Below are 18,463 nucleotides of genomic sequence, written 5' to 3'. Positions count from 1 at the left end.
TTATCTGCTTAAATATAAATAGCCAGATTTGTCATGCCAATTACCCTGTTCGTTGTCTTTGTATTTCAGGATGTAGAAATAGGTTCCACCAGGTAATAATTCACCTTTGTTAAGGGTAGCTCTTCCTTCTGATTTTCCGTCAAAAACAACTGTTGTATTGTTATATCCGCTTTTTTCGAACACCAGAATTCCCCATCGGTTGTATATCTGAACTTTGTTTTCCGCGTAGCACTCTAATCCCTGGATCACAAGGATATCGTTATCGCCATCATTATTCGGAGAGAATCCGTTGTACACGTTAATATCACACTCCGCCAAAACTCCGCAATTATCAACCACATGAACATAGAATTCTAATTTTCTTGGACATGTTGTTTGTTCAGTTGTAAGGATGTATTGGAGTGTATAATAACCAACTTCTAACTGAGTCACGTCAAGTGTGTTATTCTCATGATTAATAAGGGCATCTAAAATGTTTACTCCCACCCATTGGCCTCCAGGCTCTGTTCCACCCGGAAGAAGCGACATCAGATTGAAAGCGGCATTAGCAGGAATATTGTTACAAATATCCGGATTATCAGCATTAAACGTGTCGCCAACAGTTACATGTACAGTTTGTGAAACCACTGTTGAATTATCACAACTGTCTGTTGCGGTCCATGTTCTGATGATGTCATAACTGCCTTCTATCTCAGAGTTCGGATCCACATGTTCTTCATAAGTAACTGTTACATCACCTCCGCAATTATCAGCGAATTCAGGTTGAAGGGGAGTTGGAATATTGGAACATGTTGCTTCTATCTCTTCACCAATATTTTTAACTAATACCGGTGGAGTTTCATCAAAAACGGTTATTATCTGTGACATTGAGTTTGTATTATTACAAGCATCTGTAAATGTCCATGTTCTGGTAACTACAAATGAATTAGGACAATCTCCCTGAACTGTTGTATCTACACTTTCCGCTGTTATATTTCCGGTACAATTGTCTACTGCTGTCAGAGAAAGTGGTGACGGAACTTCAGAGGCACAAGATACAGTTAAATCAGCCGGTACCTCCGGCAGGGCAGGAGGGATGATATCTGAAACGGTGATAGTTTGACTTACAGATGAAGTGTTATCACATGCATCTCTAAAAGTCCATGTTCTTACAATTGTGTATGAATTGCTACATACTCCAGGTGTAACCGCATCAATGCCTTCTACTGTAATATCTCCTCTGCAATTATCTGTAGCTGATAAAGTTATCATAGGAGGAACCTCACTTGTACAGGCAACCGTGATGTTTTCAGGGGCAACACGTGATACAGGTGCATCTATATCCTGAACATTTATTGTTTGAGATGCAGTTGATGTATTTCCGCAAGCATCTTTAGCCGTCCAGGTTCTTGTTACAGAATACGAACCATCACATGCTCCCGGAGCAGTTACGTCAACAAAAGTAAATGTTATAGGTAAACTACAATTATCAGTTGCTACAGCTTGTACGAATTCAGGCTGTGCAGGACAATTGATTGTAGCTACTCCAGGTAGCGTTTCAATAACAGGAGGTGTGATATCCTGAATATTAATTGTTTGTGATGATGTAGCTGAATTTCCACAAGCATCGGCAGCTGTCCACGTTCTTGTTACAGAGTAGGAACCAGCACACTGACCAGGTGTAGTCACATCAACGAATGTGAATGCTATCGGAAGACTGCAATCGTCTGTTGCTTGGGGTTGTGCAAATTGTGGTTGTTGTGTGCAATCAATAGTTGATACCTCAGGTAGAGCGTTAAATACGGGAGGTGTTGTGTCCTCTACAACTATAGTCTGAGATAAACTTGATGTATTTTGACAAGCATCTGTAGCGGTCCATGTTCTGGTTACAGAATAAGAACCTGTGCATGCTCCAGGAGTAGTTATGTCTACAAACGTAAATGTAACGGGCAGAATACAATTGTCTGTAGCTGTAGCCTGAGCAAACTGAGGTTGAACTTTACAATCGATAGTCGCAGTTGCAGGAAGTGGATCAATTACAGGAGGAGTTGTATCACGAACGGTGATAGTTTGCGATACAGATGCTGAATTTCCGCAAGGATCCGCAAATATCCATCTACGAGTAATGACGTATGAGCTTGGACAATTCCCAGGTGCAGCAGTATCAACACCCAGTACAGTAATTTGTCCAGCACAAGTATCTGATGCGGTTAAAGAAACCATAGGAGGAACTTCGCCTGCGCAGGAAATGGTAATGTCTGCCGGAGGAGTTGGTAAAACAGGATTAGATGTGTCTCTTACATTGATAGTCTGATTTACTGATGAAGTATTTCCACAAGCATCAACAAAAGTCCATGTTCTGGTTACTGTAAAACTGCTTGAGCAGCTTCCAGCTGTAACAGCGTCTGTTCCAGTCACAGTTATTGGCCCACCGCAGGTATCTGTTGCGGTTAACGAAATCATGGGCGGAATGTCACCGCTACAAGAAACAGTCACGTTTGCAGGAGCCTGTGGTATAACAGGCGATGTTATGTCTTGTACATTAATGGTTTGAGATCTTGTTGATGAGTTTCCACAAGCATCGGTAGCTGTCCAAGTTCTGGTTACTGAATATTTTCCGGCACATGATCCCGGTGTAGTCACATCATTGAAGGTCAGTGTAAATACAGAGCCACAAGCATCAGTAGCTGTTGCCTGTGCGAATTGAGGAACAGCAGGACAGTTAATGGTTGATGTTGCCGGTAAAGCAGCAATAACAGGAGCAGTTACATCCTGAACATTAATTGTTTGTGATTTTGTGGATGAATTTCCGCAAGTATCTGTAGCGGTCCATGTTCTGGTTACTGAGTAAGAGCCGGCACATTGTCCTGGTGTAGTCACATCATTAAATGTTAATGTAAAAGTTGAGCCACAGGCATCAGTAGCTGTTGCCTGCGAGAATTGAGGAACAGCAGGACAGTTAATGGTCGATGTTGCCGGTAAAGCTGCAATTACAGGAGCGGTTACATCCTGAACATTTATGGTTTGTGATTTTGTAGATGAATTTCCGCAGGCATCACGAGCCGTCCATGTTCTGGTTACGGAATATGAGCCAGCACATTGTCCGGGAGTTGTTACATCCTTAAATGTCAATGTGAAAACTGAACCACAATTATCGGTCGCGGTAGCTTGAGCAAATTGAGGAACAGCAGGACAGTTAATAGTTGATGCTGCCGGTAAATCTGCAATTACAGGAGCAGTAACATCCTGAACATTTATGGTTTGTGTTTTTGTAGATGAATTTCCGCAGACATCACGAGCCGTCCATGTTCTGGTAACGGAATAAGAACCGGCACATTGTCCCGGTGTCGTCACATCGTTGAATGTCAGTGTGAAAGCAGAACCACAATTATCTGTAGCTGTAGCTTGTGCAAATTGAGGAACTGCAGGACAGTCTATGGTTGACGTGGCTGGAAGCGGTGAAATTACTGGAGGAGTAGTGTCTCGAACAGTAATGGTTTGCGATACAGATGCTGAATTTCCGCAAGGATCCGCAACTGTCCATCTACGAGTAATAACGTAGGAATTCGGACAGCTTCCAGGTGCAATAGTGTCAACTCCCAATACTGTAATTTCTCCGGCACAGGTATCTGTTGCGGTTAAAGAAATCATAGGGGGAACTTCGCCTGCACAAGAAACGGTAATATTAGCAGGAGGGGTTTCTAAAACCGGATTAGATCTATCTGATACATTGATGATCTGACTTACAGATGACGTATTTCCACAAGCATCAACAAATGTCCATCTTCTGGTTACAGTATAACTGCTTGAGCAGCTTCCAGCAGTAATTGTATCAGTTCCTGGTACTGCAATTGGTCCGCTACAAGCATCATTAGCGGTTAATGATATCATTGGTGGAATATCACCGCTACAAGAAACAGTTACGTTTGCAGGAGCCTGTGGTATAACAGGCGGTGTTATGTCTTGTACATTAATGGTTTGAGATCTTGTTGATGAGTTTCCACAAGCATCGGTAGCCGTCCAGGTTCTGGTTACGGAATATTTTCCGGCACATGTTCCAGGTGTAGTTACATCGTTGTATGTAAGGGTAAATGCAGAACCGCAAGCATCAGTAGCTGTTGCCTGAGCAAATTGAGGTGTTGCAGGACAGTTTATGGTTGATGTTGCCGGTAAAGCGGCAATAACCGGTGCTGTTATATCCTGAACATTTATGGTTTGCGTAGCAGTTGATGAGTTTCCACAAGCATCGCGGGCGGTCCATGTTCTGGTTACGGAATAAGAACCGGCACATTGTCCTGGAGTTGTAACATCATTGAATGTCAGTGTAAAAGCTGAACCACAGTTATCTGTAGCTGTTGCCTGAGTAAATTGAGGAACAGCAGGACAGTTAATAGTTGATGTTGCCGGTAAAGCTGCAATTACAGGAGCGGTTGTATCCTGAACATTTATGGTTTGTGATTTTGTAGATGAATTTCCGCAGGCATCACGAGCCGTCCATGTTCTGGTGACAGAATACGAACCAGCACATTGCCCCGGAGTTGTCACATCGTTGAATGTCAGTGTGAAAGCAGAACCACAATTATCTGTAGCTGTTGCCTGAGCAAATTGAGGAACAGCGGGACAGTTAATAGTTGATGTTGGAGGTAAATCTGCTATCACTGGAGCAGCAACATCTTGAACATTTATGGTTTGTGTTGCTGTAGATGAATTTCCGCAGGCATCACTAGCCGTCCATGTTCTGGTCACTGAATAAGAACCGGCACATTGTCCTGGCGTAGTCACATCATTGAATGTCAATGTGAAAGCAGAGCCACAATTATCTGTAGCTGTAGCTTCTGCAAATTGAGGAACAGCGGGACAGTTTATGGTTGATGATGCAGGTAAAGCAGCAATCACCGGCGCAGTTACATCCTGTACATTGATTGTCTGTGATTTTGTAGATGAATTACCACAAGCATCAAGTGCTGTCCATGTTCTGGTTACTGAATAAGATCCAGCACATTGTCCGGGAGTAGTCACATCATTGAAAGTCAGTGTAAATTCAGAGCCACAAGCATCAGTAGCCGTAGCTTCCGCAAATTGAGGTGTTGCCGGACAGTTAATGGTTGATGCAGCCGGAAGAGCGGCAATCACCGGAGCTGTTGCATCTTGAACATTAATGGTTTGTGTTGCTGTAGATACATTTCCGCAAGTATCGGTAGCTGTCCACGTTCTTGTAACAGAGTATGCCCCAGTGCATTGTCCAGGTGTAGTCACATCGTTATGAGTAAGAGTAAAACCAGGACCACAATTGTCAGTAGCTGTAGCTTGGGCGAATTGAGGCGTATTCGGACAATTTATGGTTGAAACTGCTGGTAATGTTGCAATTACTGGTGGAGTTGTGTCGTCAATAGTAATAATTTGCGTATCTGAACCTGGATTTCCACAGGTATCAGTTAGTATAAATGTTCTGGTAACAATCGTTGGGCAACTTCCTGAAGCAACATCCTGATAAGTTATAGAAGTTATTGATGAGGCATCAGTATAACTTCCCCCGGCCGCAGTAAACTGTGCAAGAGTTATAGAAACAGGAGTCGTTGAATAAGCTAAGTATCCTTCCGATGCTATCGAAGCTGTGCCACATCCTTCAATAGATACATCGTTTGGAGCAGTTATCACCGGATTTGTTGTGTCACCATTTCCAATAATAAATGATTGACTTTTGGTACAGCCAAAAGCATCAGTTACGGTAAGAGTATAGTTGCCAGGAGCTAGCCCTGAAATATCTTGTGTGGTTTGCCCATTACTCCATGAATAGGTATAAGGAGTTGTGCCGCCTGAAACTGTAGCATCAATGGCACCATTATTCTGATTTGCACAACTTGCAGAAGTTACTTGACCTGTAATAGTTATCGGAGCAGGAGGAGTAATGATTTGCGTATAAGTACTAACGAGATTGTTTGGAAGATTTGAATCCGTTACTGTTAAAGTGACAGTATAGGGACCTCCGGGATATGGGAAATTATGTGTAGGATTTTGTTGCGTAGATATTGGAGAACCATCCCCAAAATTCCATGAATAGGAATATGGTGTAATACCACCTGAAGTTAAGTCTTGAAATACTACAGTCGACTGATTTCCTGTCGTACAAACAGTGTATGAGTATTCAACTGCTAATGGTGCGGCTACAATCATACAGTCGCCAAATTCACATTGTGATTTACTGTAAGTGCTACAATTGTATGAGTTTAATTCAGGATCATTAACACCACCATTTGGTTGCCATACGGCTAAAATTCGGCATAATCTCAATTCCTGTCCGCAGGTCCAGGTAAAGGGACCATAAATTTTACGTTGCCCGCCACCAGGAGCCACTGTCCCAAGATAGGCATTAATAGGAACTATAGTTCCATCTATAGATAAGTCGGCAAAAATTCTGGTTTGCGAAATGTTGCTGTTTGCGTTAGAGGTGTAATTCAACATAACATACATTTGCCGACTCGAACCCGGCGTACAGGTTGTGTTGGACAACGGTACTCCGTTTTGATCGGTAAGGCTTAGAAAAACCTGATTCAACGTGTAATTATTTGAATCACAATTGAAGTAGCCTTGATAATAATTAGGAGGCGAACCACATAAACGCAAGTCTGGTTTTTGTGGCGTAAACTGAGAAAAAACAGTATTAATTCCCATCAGGAAAAATAATAATAGTAATGTGGTATTTTTTGGTTTCATAGACACTTCTTTTCTAATTAAATCCAATAAATTGGTAATAAAAAAACACACTAATTCCAGAGGCAGAGATATCATTTGCATAACAAAAAAGTATGCACACAGCATTCTGCTCCAAAATTTACACAGCAATGAAAATTTGTTGGAAAAGTAATGACACAAGTATGTTCCTATTCTTTATATAAGAACAGTATACAAGTTGAGTGAAGGGTATTATAAATCTTGTTGTGGTATTAAGATTTACAATGACCCGATAGCTTCAAACAAAATGTAATTCGATAATTTGTTATGTCTAAATTATTTAATAAAAATCTGGGGTCAATAACAATCGATTGCATTTTCGATGAAAGTAGGAGTTTTATCCGTGAATTAACATTAATTTGACAATTCTTCTCTGGCTTTTCTGGTTTTTTTTGACTTACTTTATAATACTATAAATATCTAGTTATGAAAAACTTAATTCTTATTCGTCATGCAAAATCCAGTTGGAAAGCTCCTTTGAAAGATTTGGACAGACCTTTGTCTAAAAGAGGTATTGGTGATGCTCATTTAACTTCACATGCGATAGATCGATTTTTACCAAAAACATTCATAGTCTGGAGCAGTCCGGCAAGAAGAGCTAAAGAAACGGCTATGATTTATGCACAAAATCTCGCCATTCCGTTAGAGACTATTATGTATAAAGAGGATTTGTATACATTTGACGAAAGCAGTTTGGAAACAACCATAAAAAACTGCGAAAATAAATATGATAACTTAATTCTTTTCGGACATAATGAGGCAATCACAAATTTTGTTAATAAATTTGGAGACCACTATATAGACAATGTCCCAACATCGGGATTTGTCTCGTTAAAGTTTGAAGAAGAAGATTGGAAAAATATACAAAGAGGAAAAATAGTCAAGACAGTTTTTCCGAGTCAGTTAAAATCATGAGCATTACGCAGGAGAACAGATATATAGACAGAGAAAAAAGTTGGTTAGCCTTTAACGCAAGAGTACTTCAGGAAGCTGCAGACGAAACAGTTCCATTATTGGACAGGTTGCGTTTTCTGGGTATCTTTTCTAATAATTTAGATGAATTTTTCCGTGTCCGTTATGCTGCGATCCGCAGATTAAACTCAGAAGGTATTTCCGGGGAAAAAATCCTTGGTGGAATTTCTGCTGAACAATTGCTTAAAGAAATTACCGAAATCGTTATCGAACAGCAATCCGAAAGTTTACGGATCCTGAGCGTTATTGAAAAAATGCTGGAGAAGGAGAATATCTTCATCATCAATGAAAATGAAATCAATAAAGAACAACAAAATTTTATTAAGGACTTCTTTATTCAAAAGGTTAGTCCTGAGCTGATTACAATTATACTTAATGATTTGGATGAATTTCCTTTGCTGAAAGATACTTCTGGGTACCTGGCAGTGAAACTAGTGATGAAACCAAAATCACAAAACACGATTCTTTCCAAAATAGTTCAGAAGAAAGAAACGCGTTATGCTGTTATTGAAATCCCTAAAACTATCAATCGTTTTGTGGTACTTCCGTCAAGTACAGACAAGCAGTACATCATTCTGCTTGATGATGTTATCCGATATAATCTGCACAATATTTTCAATATTTTCGATTATGAAAGTATTTCGGCACACATGATCAAAATTACCCGTGATGCCGAATTGGATATTGATGCCGATTTGAATAAAAGTTTCATGGAAAAAATTTCGTCGAGTGTAAAAGACAGACGAATAGGAGAGCCGGTACGATTTGTTTACGATCAATCCATTGATAAAGATACGCTTGCTTTCTTCCTTACGCGTATGGGAATCGATGCCACGGATAGTTTAATTCCGGGCGGCCGTTACCACAATCGTCGTGATTATATGGATTTTCCAAATCTGGGCCGATACGATTTATTGAAAAAACAGAATTCTCCGCTTCCGGTGGTCGGATTAAATCTCGAAGGTAGTATCCTTGAAAAAATTAAGCATAAAGACTATTTGATTAATGCGCCCTATCAATCTTTCTCTTATGTGATTAAATTTCTTCGTGAAGCGGCTTTGGATCCGAAGGTAGTTTCAATCAAGATAACGCTTTATCGTTTGGCTAAAAATTCCCAAATCGTGAGTTCGCTTATTAATGCTGCCAAAAACGGGAAAAAAGTGGTGGTTCAGATTGAATTGCAGGCTCGTTTTGACGAAGTCAGCAATATTTCCTATGCCGAAATGATGCAAACCGAAGGGATCGAATTGATTTTTGGAGTGAAAGGCCTTAAAGTTCATAGCAAGATTTGTGTTATAGAACGTATGGAAGAAGGTAAAATTAGGCGTTACGGATTAATTTCCACAGGGAATTTCAATGAAAGTACCGCCAAAGTTTATACTGATGTTACCTTACTTACAAGTCATGTACAGATAATGCGTGATATTTCAAAAATTTTCGAATTCTTTGACGTGAACTATCGTGTGTATCGTTACAAGCACTTGTTGGTTTCACCACATTATACCCGTTCCAAGTTTTATAAATTGATCGATATTGAGATTTTAAACGCATTGGCCGGAAGAGAAGCTTTCATTAAATTGAAAATGAACAGCTTATCTGATCTGAAAATGATCGATAAATTGTATGAGGCGAGCAGGGCCGGTGTAAAAATACAGCTGATTATAAGAGGAATTTGTTCCCTGATTCCGGGCATTCCTGGAATGAGCGAGAATATCGAGGCTATCAGTATAGTAGATAATTATCTGGAGCATTCGCGATTGTATATTTTTGGGAATGATGGCAACCCACTTATTTATATTTCTTCAGCCGATTTTATGACCCGAAATCTCGATGCTAGGGTAGAAGTTACCTGTCCGATTTACGACGAAGATGTTAAACAGGAACTTTTGGATACTTTCGAAATAGGATGGAAAGCAAATGTTAAAGCCCGTTTGCATTCTGAAAAGTTAGACAATAAATACAGAAAGCAGCCAGATCAGAAAATGTTCCGCGCCCAAGAGGAAATGTATAAGTATTATTGCGATAAGTTAGAAGTTGTTACTGAAAACATATAATAGTTTTCCAACTTTTAATTTCTGATTAACGAATAACGCTATCGACAAAGATGATTTCAATTAAAAAATATGCCGCAATTGATATTGGTTCTAACGCCATGCGATTGCTGATAATGAATATAGTGGAACAAGCCGGAAAAGAAACGCAGTTTAATAAAAGTGCTCTCATTCGAGTACCCATCCGTTTGGGGCAGGATGCTTTTACGGTCGGAGAAATTTCTGAAGAGAATATCGACCGCATGATTGATGCTATGAAAGCGTTTAAACTACTGATGAAAGTATATAAAGTAGAGCGTTATATGGCATGTGCTACCTCTGCTATGCGTGAGGCATATAACGGAAAGGAAGTTACTGAAATCGTTAAGAAAAAAGCCGATATTAAAATTGAAATCATAGATGGTAAAAAAGAAGCAGCTATCATTGCTTCTTCCGATTTACATCATTTTATAAAAACCGACCAAACCTATTTATATGTAGATGTTGGTGGTGGTAGTACGGAGTTTTCATTATTCTCCGAAGGGAAAATGGTCGCCTCAAAATCCTTTAAAAACGGAACGGTGCGTTTGTTGAACAATATGGTAAATGATATTGTCTGGCAGGAGATTGAAAAATGGATTAAATCCAAAACAGAATCCTATGAGGATATCACGCTTATTGGTTCCGGAGGTAACATCAACAAGATTTTCAAATTGTCCGGCAAAGCACAAGACAAACCGCTTTCCTATATTTATCTTAATGCCGAATACCAAAAATTGAACGCTTTAAGCTATGAAGAACGAATTGCCGAATTAGGATTGAATACAGACCGTGCCGACGTTATCATTCATGCTCTTCGCATTTACTTGAAAGCTATGAAGTGGAGTGGTTCAAGAAACATCTATGTACCTAAAATAGGACTATCAGATGGTGTTGTAAAAGCGATGTACAACGGGAAGATTTAGATTTTTCCTAAGAAGTTTACACATCCAGATCGAAAATCTTTCTTAAAACATCAATCGCCGGGTTAATCGATTTTAATTTTTCGAATTTTTCAATTGGAGTAAAAGCGTATTTAGTTTCAGTTACCTCATTAACATGAACATCAATAATAATATCATGGTTGTGAAGTTTACCGCGTAAGTAACCCAATAATTCATTTTTATTAGCATCAAAATCTACTTTCGAACCTTCGTTAGGTAATTCCAGTTTTATAGTAAAACCATCTAAAGTCGGATCGTTGATGAGCATGTAAGTTGCCATGATTTTCTGCCCCTTGTCACTAAGTTTTTGTGCAAAGTTGTTCCATTGTAAGCGCATTTCCGTTTCTGTAAAAGGCTCTTTCGGTAATTCATCATACTGTTTTACACTGGCTTTTTGAGAAGCTTCCATCTCACGTTTTGCCTTAATACTTGCCAATGAAAAAGCAGAAACTTTAGGCTGGGCAGTCATTGAAGCAGGTGAAACAATCTCACTCTTTTCAATTGGTTTTGCTATTTGAGTACTGCTTGCAGTTGCAGTTTCAATTCTATCTTCAACTTGAACTCCGTAAGCTGTTTCAGCTTTATTATTGCTGTTACTGTTCATTGCGACTGCTGAAGTTGTCTCAGCCGTTGCGATAGTCTCAGTCTGTATAGCAGCAACAGTGATTGCTTCCGACTTTGGTTTAACCTCGGTAATTGAGTAAGCGGAATTTCGGTAATAAGTAGGAGGGATTATAAAGGACTTAGCTTTTTTTTTTCTCCATCAAATGTGATAGAGGCAAGCTGCATAAGGCAAAGTTCAACCAAAAGACGTTGGTTTTGCGATGCTTTGTATTTCAAATCACAATCATTTGCTAATTCAATTCCCTGTAAAAGAAATTCCTGTGATGTTTTTTGCGACTGTTCACGGTATAAATTCTGAGCATGTTCGCCGGCTTCCAATAAAATCAGAGTTGCCGGATTTTTACAAACCCATAAATCCCTGAAATGAGAAGCTAAACCGGCTACGAAATGATGTCCGTCAAAGCCTTTAGCCAAGATATCGTTGTAAGCCAATAGTAATTCCGGGATTTTATTTTCCAGAATTAAATCGGTTACTCTTATATAGTATTCGAAATCAAGTACATTTAGATTTTCGGTTACTGCCTGACGGGTAAGATTGCTTCCGCAGAAAGAAACCACGCGGTCAAATATAGATAAGGCATCACGCATTGCGCCGTCAGCTTTTTGGGCAATAATGTGTAATGCATCATCCTCAAAAGTAATATTCTGACTTGCTGCTACTTCCGCCAAATGTTCTTTGGCATCTTTAACGGTAATTCGTTTAAAATCAAATATCTGACAACGGGACAAAATCGTTGGAATGATTTTGTGTTTTTCGGTTGTAGCTAAAATGAATATAGCATGACGTGGCGGTTCTTCCAACGTTTTAAGAAACGCATTGAAAGCGGCCTGAGATAACATATGTACCTCGTCAATAATATATACTTTGTATTTTCCGGTCTGCGGCGGGATACGAACCTGATCAATCAGATTTCGGATATCGTCAACCGAGTTGTTCGAAGCGGCATCCAATTCAAATACGTTGAAAGCAAAGTCTTCATACGGATCGTCATAGCCTTCCTGATTTATTTTTCGGGCAAGAATACGCGCACAAGTCGTTTTTCCAACTCCACGGGGCCCTGTAAAAAGCAGCGCCTGAGCCAGGTGATTGTTCTCTATAGCATTCAGTAAAGTATTCGTAATCGCCTGTTGCCCAACTACGTCCTTGAACGTTTGGGGTCTGTATTTACGGGCTGATACGATGAATTGTTCCATAGAATTTTAATCGGACACAAATATAGAAGTTTTGTTGCTTTTTGTATCCGACAATTCGATTATTTGGAGAAAAGTTATTCACAAATTCAGCGTCGCCCTTTTATAACCAAATCTAAGAGGACTCTGGCTGCATCGTTATCTGAATTAGCAGAAAATCCGGCCACAAAAACACCTTTTTTACCGTTTTTCAAAGATTTAATTCCGTAAACAGTTGCTTCATCATCGGGATCGGAATCGCCTTCATAACGATATACGTGAACAATCTGAAAATTTTCAGGATGTTCTACAATATCATCTCCATGGATGTTGAAATCGTAAGTGAAGCCATTTTCATGTAATTCGTCTAAAGCTTCGGAAACAGTCGCGTATTGATATTGGTGAGCCATAACTAAGAGTTTTTGGTTAAACGTCAGTATAAAAATAGTTGCACTAAATAGTATTCTTTGATTAATGACAATCGTGGACTTGAAATTTGCCTCTGCTTACTTCTCTTACTTACAGTCCCTTTCTTGATTTGATTGAAAGCCCGATTAAATAACGAGCAGAATCAGATTCCGAGTTTGCTGCAAAACCTGACACAAAAACTCCTTTTTTATTTTCGGATGATTTTGATCTTATACCATATACCGTTGCTTCATCATCAGGATTAGAATCACCTTCATATCTGTATATATGTACAATTTCAAAATCATGCGGGTTCTTTATGAATTCGCTGTCGTTAATGTTGTAATCAATGACAAAACCTAGTTCTTTAAGTTCCTGTAAGGCCTTTGAAGCGCTGGCATAATTATAAGTATGTGCCATGATAATTGTAATAATTAGCGTTGATTTAAGAAAATTAAATATACGATTTTTATGAGCAATTTTTTCAGAAACTAATGTTAAAGTGTTTTTCTAAAAGTTGACATCAGCCAATTATTTGTCGTAAGTTTGCACCGCAGACCGCCTTATCGTCGTTCCGGTGAATAATCGGGAGGGAGGAAAGTCCGGACACCATAGAGCAGCATAGCGGGTAATGCCCGTCCGTCGAGAGATGAGGACAAGTGCAACAGAAAGTATGTACAGGTAATGCTGTAGTGAAACCAGGTAAACTCTATGCGGTGAAATGCCAAGTATATCAGCAGTTTCCGGTTCGCCGGAATAAGGGCGGCTCGTCCGATGCTGAAGGGTAGGCAGCTTGATCCCGATAGTAATATCGGGACTAGATAAATGATAAGGGTTCCGATTTTATCGGAATACAGAATCCGGCTTACAGGTCTGCTTTTTTTAGATCTTTAGAATATTAGATTTTTGGATCTTTAGATTTTTTTAGATTGAAAGATAAATTGAGTTATAGTTACACGACTTAAAAAAAATAAATTTGCTAACTACTAAGCATCAAACTCGTCATCATCACCATCTTCATCAATCTCTTCTTCATCTTGGTTTTGTTCCAATTCAAAGAAAGAAAACACGGAACCGCCATAGTTTCGGCTAAAAGAGAAATTTTCCATGTGTTCAAGTTTGGTGTGCTTTGAATGTTCAATCACCATCATGCCGTCTTCTTCCAAAAGTTCGTTATCGAAAATTAACAAGATGATTTTTTCAAACTCTTTTTGTTCTAATCCATAAGGAGGATCGGCAAAAATAATGTCGTAACTCGCTTTACATTTTTCCAGAAATTTGAAAACATCACTTTTGATAGGAGTTATGTCGAAATCAAATTCCTTCGTAGTTTTTTTTATGAAGTTCACACAGCCCATATCGCCATCAACACTAGTGATGGGTTCGCAGCCGCGGGAAGCAAATTCATAGCTGATATTTCCGGTACCGGCAAACAAATCAAGTACTTTTAATTCGCTGAAATTGAAGTTGTTGCCTAAGATGTTAAACAAGGCTTCTTTTGACATATCCGTAGTGGGACGAACAGGCAGGTTTTTTGGCGGACTGATGCGTCTTCCTTTATATTTTCCGGAAATTATTCTCATGAATTAAGTAAGATATAATGTTGTAATGCTTGTGCTTGCGAAAGCGAGTAATTAGATGCTAAGGCTGAAACATCCAATAATGAAATATTACGGATGTAACGGTAAGCAATTTCAAAACAAGGGTCTTTTTCTGAAATTTTACCCAGCATAAATACCGAAACCGTTTCTGGATTCAGTTGCAGCTGTTCTAAGGTGAAAAGAAGGTAATAAACAAAATCTTCCGGAGTTTTGTATTCGAAAGAATTGTACAACAATAACTTTAAATTATGTGTTATAACAATTTCAAAATGAGTTTCCTGAAAATGTATGTAAACCTGTTTTTCTTCTTTGTTTTTGGATAATTCCAATAACCTCGAAACCAAAACCGTATTTACATTTTTGTAGTCGAAAGAACCAAACTGATCGATCAGAAAGTTGTTTACGTTGACAAACGGGACATGCACATTATTCATGTCGTAAGTGCTCATTTCGTCGTAAGCAAAGAAATCGGATTCAAAAACCTTGGTATTGTATTGCAGGTAGCTGCCCAGATAATGTTCGTCGAAAAGTGGTTTTGGTACAAATGTGCTGAAGTTATTATCGTGTAAAACCACAACTTCATCATAAAATTTGGTTAACCAGGAAAAATCAACAAAGGCACGCCAAAGCTGATCTTCCAGCGATTGCGTGTAGTTAAATTTCACTTCCTGAATGTCGAGCACAGTTCCGTTCAAAGTATCGAAAATACAAAAGGAAAGCCCGTTTAAGGCAATCTGAAGTGATAGTTTTTTATAATTTTTTGAAGCGATTGTAGCTGTACTCATACGTTTAATCCGATTATGGCAAATTTACATTTTTTTTCATGCGCAAAACCAAGATTGTGTTTAAATTCATTATTATCTTTGGCTCATCACTTTATATAGGTGTGAAAGTTTAAAAGGAGTCCAGAGTTTTTCTTTAGTCCTGGTCCAATAGCTATCGGGAGCAACGGAAAGCAGGAAATCGAAGATTAAGCGTAGCTAAAATGGTTTGATTCATACCGGAAGTTTTGCTCCAAAAATTCAATAATATAAATGATTTCAGCTAAGTTTTATTCCTTACTCAAACAAAATTTCCCTTTTCAGACAACAGCTAAGCAGGATATTTTTTTTCAACAGATTGCCGATTTCGCTACCAATGAAAATCAGGACGAGATTTTTGTTTTGAGAGGATATGCCGGTACGGGAAAAACGACAGTGATTTCCACGATTGTAAACCAGCTGAAAGAAATCAATAAAAAGTACGTTTTGCTGGCACCGACCGGACGTGCTGCAAAAGTGATTGCCAATTATTCCGATAAACCGGCGCATACAATTCACAAGCGTATTTATTTTCCGAAAAAGAGTGGAGGCGGAGTGACCTTTACCATGCAGCCCAACAAATTTAAGAATACCATTTTCATTGTCGATGAGGCCTCGATGATTTCGGATTCTCCCACAGAATCAAGTATGTACGAGAACGGTTCGCTATTGGACGATTTGATCATGTATATTTATTCGGGACACAATTGTAAGATGGTTTTGGTTGGGGATACGGCTCAGTTGCCTCCGGTGGGGATGGATGTGAGTCCGGCTTTGGACATCAATAAACTGGCCATAAATTACAATATGGAAGTGCCTCATATTGAGTTGGATGAAGTTATGCGTCAGGCTGAAAAATCGGGCATATTGTTTAATGCCACCGAATTACGTGAAGTATTGAAATCTCATTTTATAGATACGTTTCAGTTTCAGTTGCGCGGATTTAAAGATATTATCCGATTGGAAGACGGTTATGACATTCAGGATGCTATTCACAATGCTTACTCGAATTACAGTATAGAAGATACATGTTTTATTGTGCGTTCAAACAAGCGTGCGAATCAGTACAATCAGCAAATCCGACTCAAAATTCTGGATAAGGAAAGTGAACTTTCAGCAGGCGACTTCCTAATGGTGGTAAAAAACAATTATTTCTGGCTGAAAGACAATGAAACAGTAGATTTTATTGCCAATGGTGATATCATTGAAGTATTGGAAATTTTCAGGTTTGTAGAATTATACGGATTTAGATTTGCCAAAGTAAAAATCAGAATGGTTGATTATCCGGACCAGATTCCACTCGAAACGGTTTTGATTTTGGATACTTTGACCAGCGAGTCTCCGTCTCTGACTTATGAAGAATCGAACAGGCTGTATCAGGAAGTGTTGATGGATTATGAAGGAGAGACCAGCAAATACAGGATGTTGCAAAAAGTGAAAAGCAATGAATATTTTAATGCGCTTCAAGTGAAATTTTCGTATGCCATAACCTGTCACAAATCACAAGGAGGACAGTGGAACACCGTATTTATTGAGCAACCTTACTTACCTGAGGGTATCGACAGGGATTATATTCGTTGGCTGTATACTGCGGTTACCCGTGCGAAAGATAAATTATATCTGATTGGATTTAAGGATGATTGTTTTGAATGATAGATTATGAGTTAATAAACTACTTTGAATCTCAGTAACTTTGAAACTTTGCAACTTACTAAAAACTCAGTAACTTAGCCACTTTAGAACTCAGCTACTCAAATAATATGAAAATAATAGCAGTAATCCCCGCCCGATATGCTTCCACACGTTTTCCTGCAAAACTGATGCAGGATTTAGGAGGAAAAACCGTGATTTTAAGAACGTATGAAGCTGCGGTGGAAACACAATTGTTTGATGATGTTTTTGTTGTAACCGATTCCGATTTGATTTACAATGAAATTGTGAACGACGGTGGAAAAGCAATCATGAGTATCAGAGAACATGAAAGCGGCAGCGACCGAATCGCGGAAGCGGTTGAAAACATGGATGCTGATGTGGTAATCAATGTTCAGGGGGATGAGCCTTTCATCAACAAAAAGCCTTTGGAACAGGTTATTGAAATCTTCAGAAAAGATATTGAGAAGAAGGTAGATTTAGCTTCGCTGATGTTCGAAATCAAAGACAAATCCGAAATTGAAAATCCGAATAACGTAAAGGTAATAGTTGACCAACAAGGGTTTGCGTTGTATTTTTCACGTTCTGTGATTCCATACCCAAGAGAGGAAAATGTAGGTGCTCGTTATATGAAACACATCGGGATTTATGCTTTCCGAAAAGAAGCACTGATGGATTTTTACCGTTTACCGATGTTGCCCTTAGAAGCTTCTGAAAAATTGGAGCAACTTCGCTATTTAGAATATGGAAAACGAATCAGAATGGTGGAAACCGATCATGGAAGTATTGGTATTGATACGCCTGAGGACTTGGAAAAAGCAAGAAAACTGGTTTAACCAGGATAAGGTTTACTTCAGTTTTTTAATGGTAAACAATTCGTTGTGATCTTCAACTTTAGGATACATCCTGACTGAATAATCATCGTTGAATCGCGAACGGTATGCAACATTTCGTTCTTTATCCTTCTTGTCTAATGTCATGGTATTGAACAAAATAAAGCCATTAACATTTAGCAGTAAATTGATTCTGTCTATAAAGAAACTTTCAAATAAAAAGTTAGGCATTTTGGTGTCTTGAAAAATATCAATGATGATCAAATCGTATTTTTCTTTGGCTTTTAATACAAATTCAAACGCGTCTTCATTTACTATTTTGAGGTTCGGAATCTGATTCAGGCCAAAATAAGTATTCGCGATTTCGATTACTGTCGAATCCAGTTCCACACCGGTAATGTTTCCTTTAAATTTGATTTCATCAACCAAAGTTTTAATCACGCTACCTCCAGCTACACCAAGAACGAGAATGTTTTCAAATTTACGGATGCGCTCAAAACCAATATAATGCAATCCTTTTCTCAGAATGCGCTGCAGACTGCCATAAGAATAATTAGTGTTTTCAGAATCGAGTACTAATTCACCATTTGTCCACGTTACTTCAAGACTTTTGTTGATTTCAGAATTTTTTCGGTGTATATTTATAGGTATAAAATAACTCAGAATTTTTTTAATCATCAC

13 protein-coding genes and 1 other RNA gene are annotated in these 18,463 nt (G+C 38.8%); 6 read left to right on the top strand and 8 right to left on the bottom strand.

What is annotated here, in order from left to right; translation table 11 throughout:
- Entirely contained in the window at positions 1–6,693 is a 6,693-nt protein-coding gene (locus LZF87_RS10870) for a gliding motility-associated C-terminal domain-containing protein (RefSeq protein WP_244339034.1), read from the bottom strand.
- A 444-nt stretch (positions 6,694–7,137) separates the two neighbouring features.
- On the opposite strand from LZF87_RS10870, the gene LZF87_RS10865 reads away from it, so the two are divergent.
- The 3 genes from LZF87_RS10865 to LZF87_RS10855 are packed head-to-tail and all read left to right on the top strand — an operon-like array spanning position 7,138 to position 10,678.
- Positions 7,138–7,626 carry a SixA phosphatase family protein gene (locus tag LZF87_RS10865; RefSeq protein WP_244339033.1) on the top strand — a complete coding sequence of 163 codons (489 nt, stop codon included), beginning with the start codon at positions 7,138–7,140 and terminating at the stop codon, positions 7,624–7,626.
- Positions 7,623–9,737, top strand: coding sequence for a polyphosphate kinase 1 (ppk1, locus tag LZF87_RS10860; protein ID WP_244339032.1), 2,115 nt, complete (start codon positions 7,623–7,625; stop codon positions 9,735–9,737). Before LZF87_RS10865 ends, ppk1 begins: the two co-directional genes overlap by 4 nt.
- A gap of 50 nt (positions 9,738–9,787) precedes the next feature.
- On the top strand, positions 9,788–10,678 hold the full coding sequence (locus LZF87_RS10855) for a Ppx/GppA phosphatase family protein (RefSeq protein ID WP_244339031.1): 891 nt from the start codon (positions 9,788–9,790) through the stop codon (positions 10,676–10,678).
- A gap of 16 nt (positions 10,679–10,694) precedes the next feature.
- On the opposite strand, the gene LZF87_RS10850 is transcribed toward LZF87_RS10855, so the two are convergent.
- The 4 genes from LZF87_RS10850 to LZF87_RS10835 all read right to left on the bottom strand — a co-directional run bounded on the left by LZF87_RS10850 (position 10,695) and on the right by LZF87_RS10835 (position 13,318).
- Complete coding sequence (locus LZF87_RS10850; protein ID WP_244339030.1) at positions 10,695–11,300, bottom strand: DNA polymerase III subunit gamma/tau; 606 nt, start codon at positions 11,298–11,300, stop codon at positions 10,695–10,697.
- Positions 11,301–11,428: 128 nt separating this feature from the next.
- Positions 11,429–12,514, bottom strand: coding sequence for a DNA polymerase III subunit gamma/tau (gene dnaX, locus LZF87_RS10845; protein ID WP_244339029.1), 1,086 nt, complete (start codon positions 12,512–12,514; stop codon positions 11,429–11,431).
- 86 nt (positions 12,515–12,600) lie between these two features.
- Positions 12,601–12,900: a hypothetical protein gene (locus tag LZF87_RS10840; protein ID WP_244339028.1), complete on the bottom strand. Its 300-nt coding sequence runs from the start codon at positions 12,898–12,900 to the stop codon at positions 12,601–12,603.
- A gap of 109 nt (positions 12,901–13,009) precedes the next feature.
- The gene (locus LZF87_RS10835) at positions 13,010–13,318 is read right to left on the bottom strand and encodes a hypothetical protein (RefSeq protein WP_244339027.1); all 309 of its coding nucleotides are present in this window, start codon (positions 13,316–13,318) and stop codon (positions 13,010–13,012) included.
- A gap of 130 nt (positions 13,319–13,448) precedes the next feature.
- Between LZF87_RS10835 and rnpB the strand changes: the two genes are divergently transcribed.
- Positions 13,449–13,782: RNase P RNA component class A (gene rnpB / locus LZF87_RS10830), an RNA gene on the top strand.
- Between the two features lie 102 nt (positions 13,783–13,884).
- Here rnpB and rsmD read toward each other — a convergent pair.
- Both rsmD and LZF87_RS10820 read right to left on the bottom strand, forming a co-directional pair.
- Positions 13,885–14,481, bottom strand: coding sequence for a 16S rRNA (guanine(966)-N(2))-methyltransferase RsmD (gene rsmD, locus LZF87_RS10825; RefSeq protein WP_244339026.1), 597 nt, complete (start codon positions 14,479–14,481; stop codon positions 13,885–13,887).
- On the bottom strand, positions 14,478–15,284 hold the full coding sequence (locus tag LZF87_RS10820) for a DUF3822 family protein (RefSeq protein WP_244339025.1): 807 nt from the start codon (positions 15,282–15,284) through the stop codon (positions 14,478–14,480). The genes rsmD and LZF87_RS10820 overlap by 4 nt, the downstream gene beginning before the upstream one ends.
- A 249-nt stretch (positions 15,285–15,533) precedes the next feature.
- On the opposite strand from LZF87_RS10820, the gene LZF87_RS10815 reads away from it, so the two are divergent.
- Positions 15,534–16,952 (top strand): ATP-dependent DNA helicase, encoded by a 1,419-nt coding sequence (locus LZF87_RS10815; RefSeq protein WP_244339024.1) that lies wholly within the window; start codon positions 15,534–15,536, stop codon positions 16,950–16,952.
- Positions 16,953–17,059: 107 nt separating this feature from the next.
- Complete coding sequence (kdsB, locus tag LZF87_RS10810; RefSeq protein WP_244339023.1) at positions 17,060–17,785, top strand: 3-deoxy-manno-octulosonate cytidylyltransferase; 726 nt, start codon at positions 17,060–17,062, stop codon at positions 17,783–17,785.
- 12 nt (positions 17,786–17,797) lie between these two features.
- On the opposite strand, the gene LZF87_RS10805 is transcribed toward kdsB, so the two are convergent.
- Entirely contained in the window at positions 17,798–18,460 is a 663-nt protein-coding gene (locus LZF87_RS10805; protein ID WP_244339022.1) for a spermidine synthase, read from the bottom strand.
- Positions 18,461–18,463: the final 3 nt, after the last annotated feature.

The sequence above is a fragment of the Flavobacterium enshiense genome, assembly GCF_022836875.1.
GTDB classification, from domain to species: Bacteria; Bacteroidota; Bacteroidia; order Flavobacteriales; family Flavobacteriaceae; genus Flavobacterium; species Flavobacterium enshiense_A.
Note: the sequence above shows the minus strand (reverse complement) of the source record. Positions and strands in the feature narration are given on the sequence as shown.

Coding starts and splice junctions, on each gene's coding strand:
- LZF87_RS10870 (WP_244339034.1), bottom strand. CDS start 6,693: ATGAAACCAAAAAATACCACATTACTATTATTATTTTTCCTGATGGGA.
- LZF87_RS10865 (WP_244339033.1), top strand. CDS start 7,138: ATGAAAAACTTAATTCTTATTCGTCATGCAAAATCCAGTTGGAAAGCT.
- ppk1 (WP_244339032.1), top strand. CDS start 7,623: ATGAGCATTACGCAGGAGAACAGATATATAGACAGAGAAAAAAGTTGG.
- LZF87_RS10855 (WP_244339031.1), top strand. CDS start 9,788: ATGATTTCAATTAAAAAATATGCCGCAATTGATATTGGTTCTAACGCC.
- LZF87_RS10850 (WP_244339030.1), bottom strand. CDS start 11,300: ATGAACAGTAACAGCAATAATAAAGCTGAAACAGCTTACGGAGTTCAA.
- dnaX (WP_244339029.1), bottom strand. CDS start 12,514: ATGGAACAATTCATCGTATCAGCCCGTAAATACAGACCCCAAACGTTC.
- LZF87_RS10840 (WP_244339028.1), bottom strand. CDS start 12,900: ATGGCTCACCAATATCAATACGCGACTGTTTCCGAAGCTTTAGACGAA.
- LZF87_RS10835 (WP_244339027.1), bottom strand. CDS start 13,318: ATGGCACATACTTATAATTATGCCAGCGCTTCAAAGGCCTTACAGGAA.
- rsmD (WP_244339026.1), bottom strand. CDS start 14,481: ATGAGAATAATTTCCGGAAAATATAAAGGAAGACGCATCAGTCCGCCA.
- LZF87_RS10820 (WP_244339025.1), bottom strand. CDS start 15,284: ATGAGTACAGCTACAATCGCTTCAAAAAATTATAAAAAACTATCACTT.
- LZF87_RS10815 (WP_244339024.1), top strand. CDS start 15,534: ATGATTTCAGCTAAGTTTTATTCCTTACTCAAACAAAATTTCCCTTTT.
- kdsB (WP_244339023.1), top strand. CDS start 17,060: ATGAAAATAATAGCAGTAATCCCCGCCCGATATGCTTCCACACGTTTT.
- LZF87_RS10805 (WP_244339022.1), bottom strand. CDS start 18,460: ATGATTAAAAAAATTCTGAGTTATTTTATACCTATAAATATACACCGA.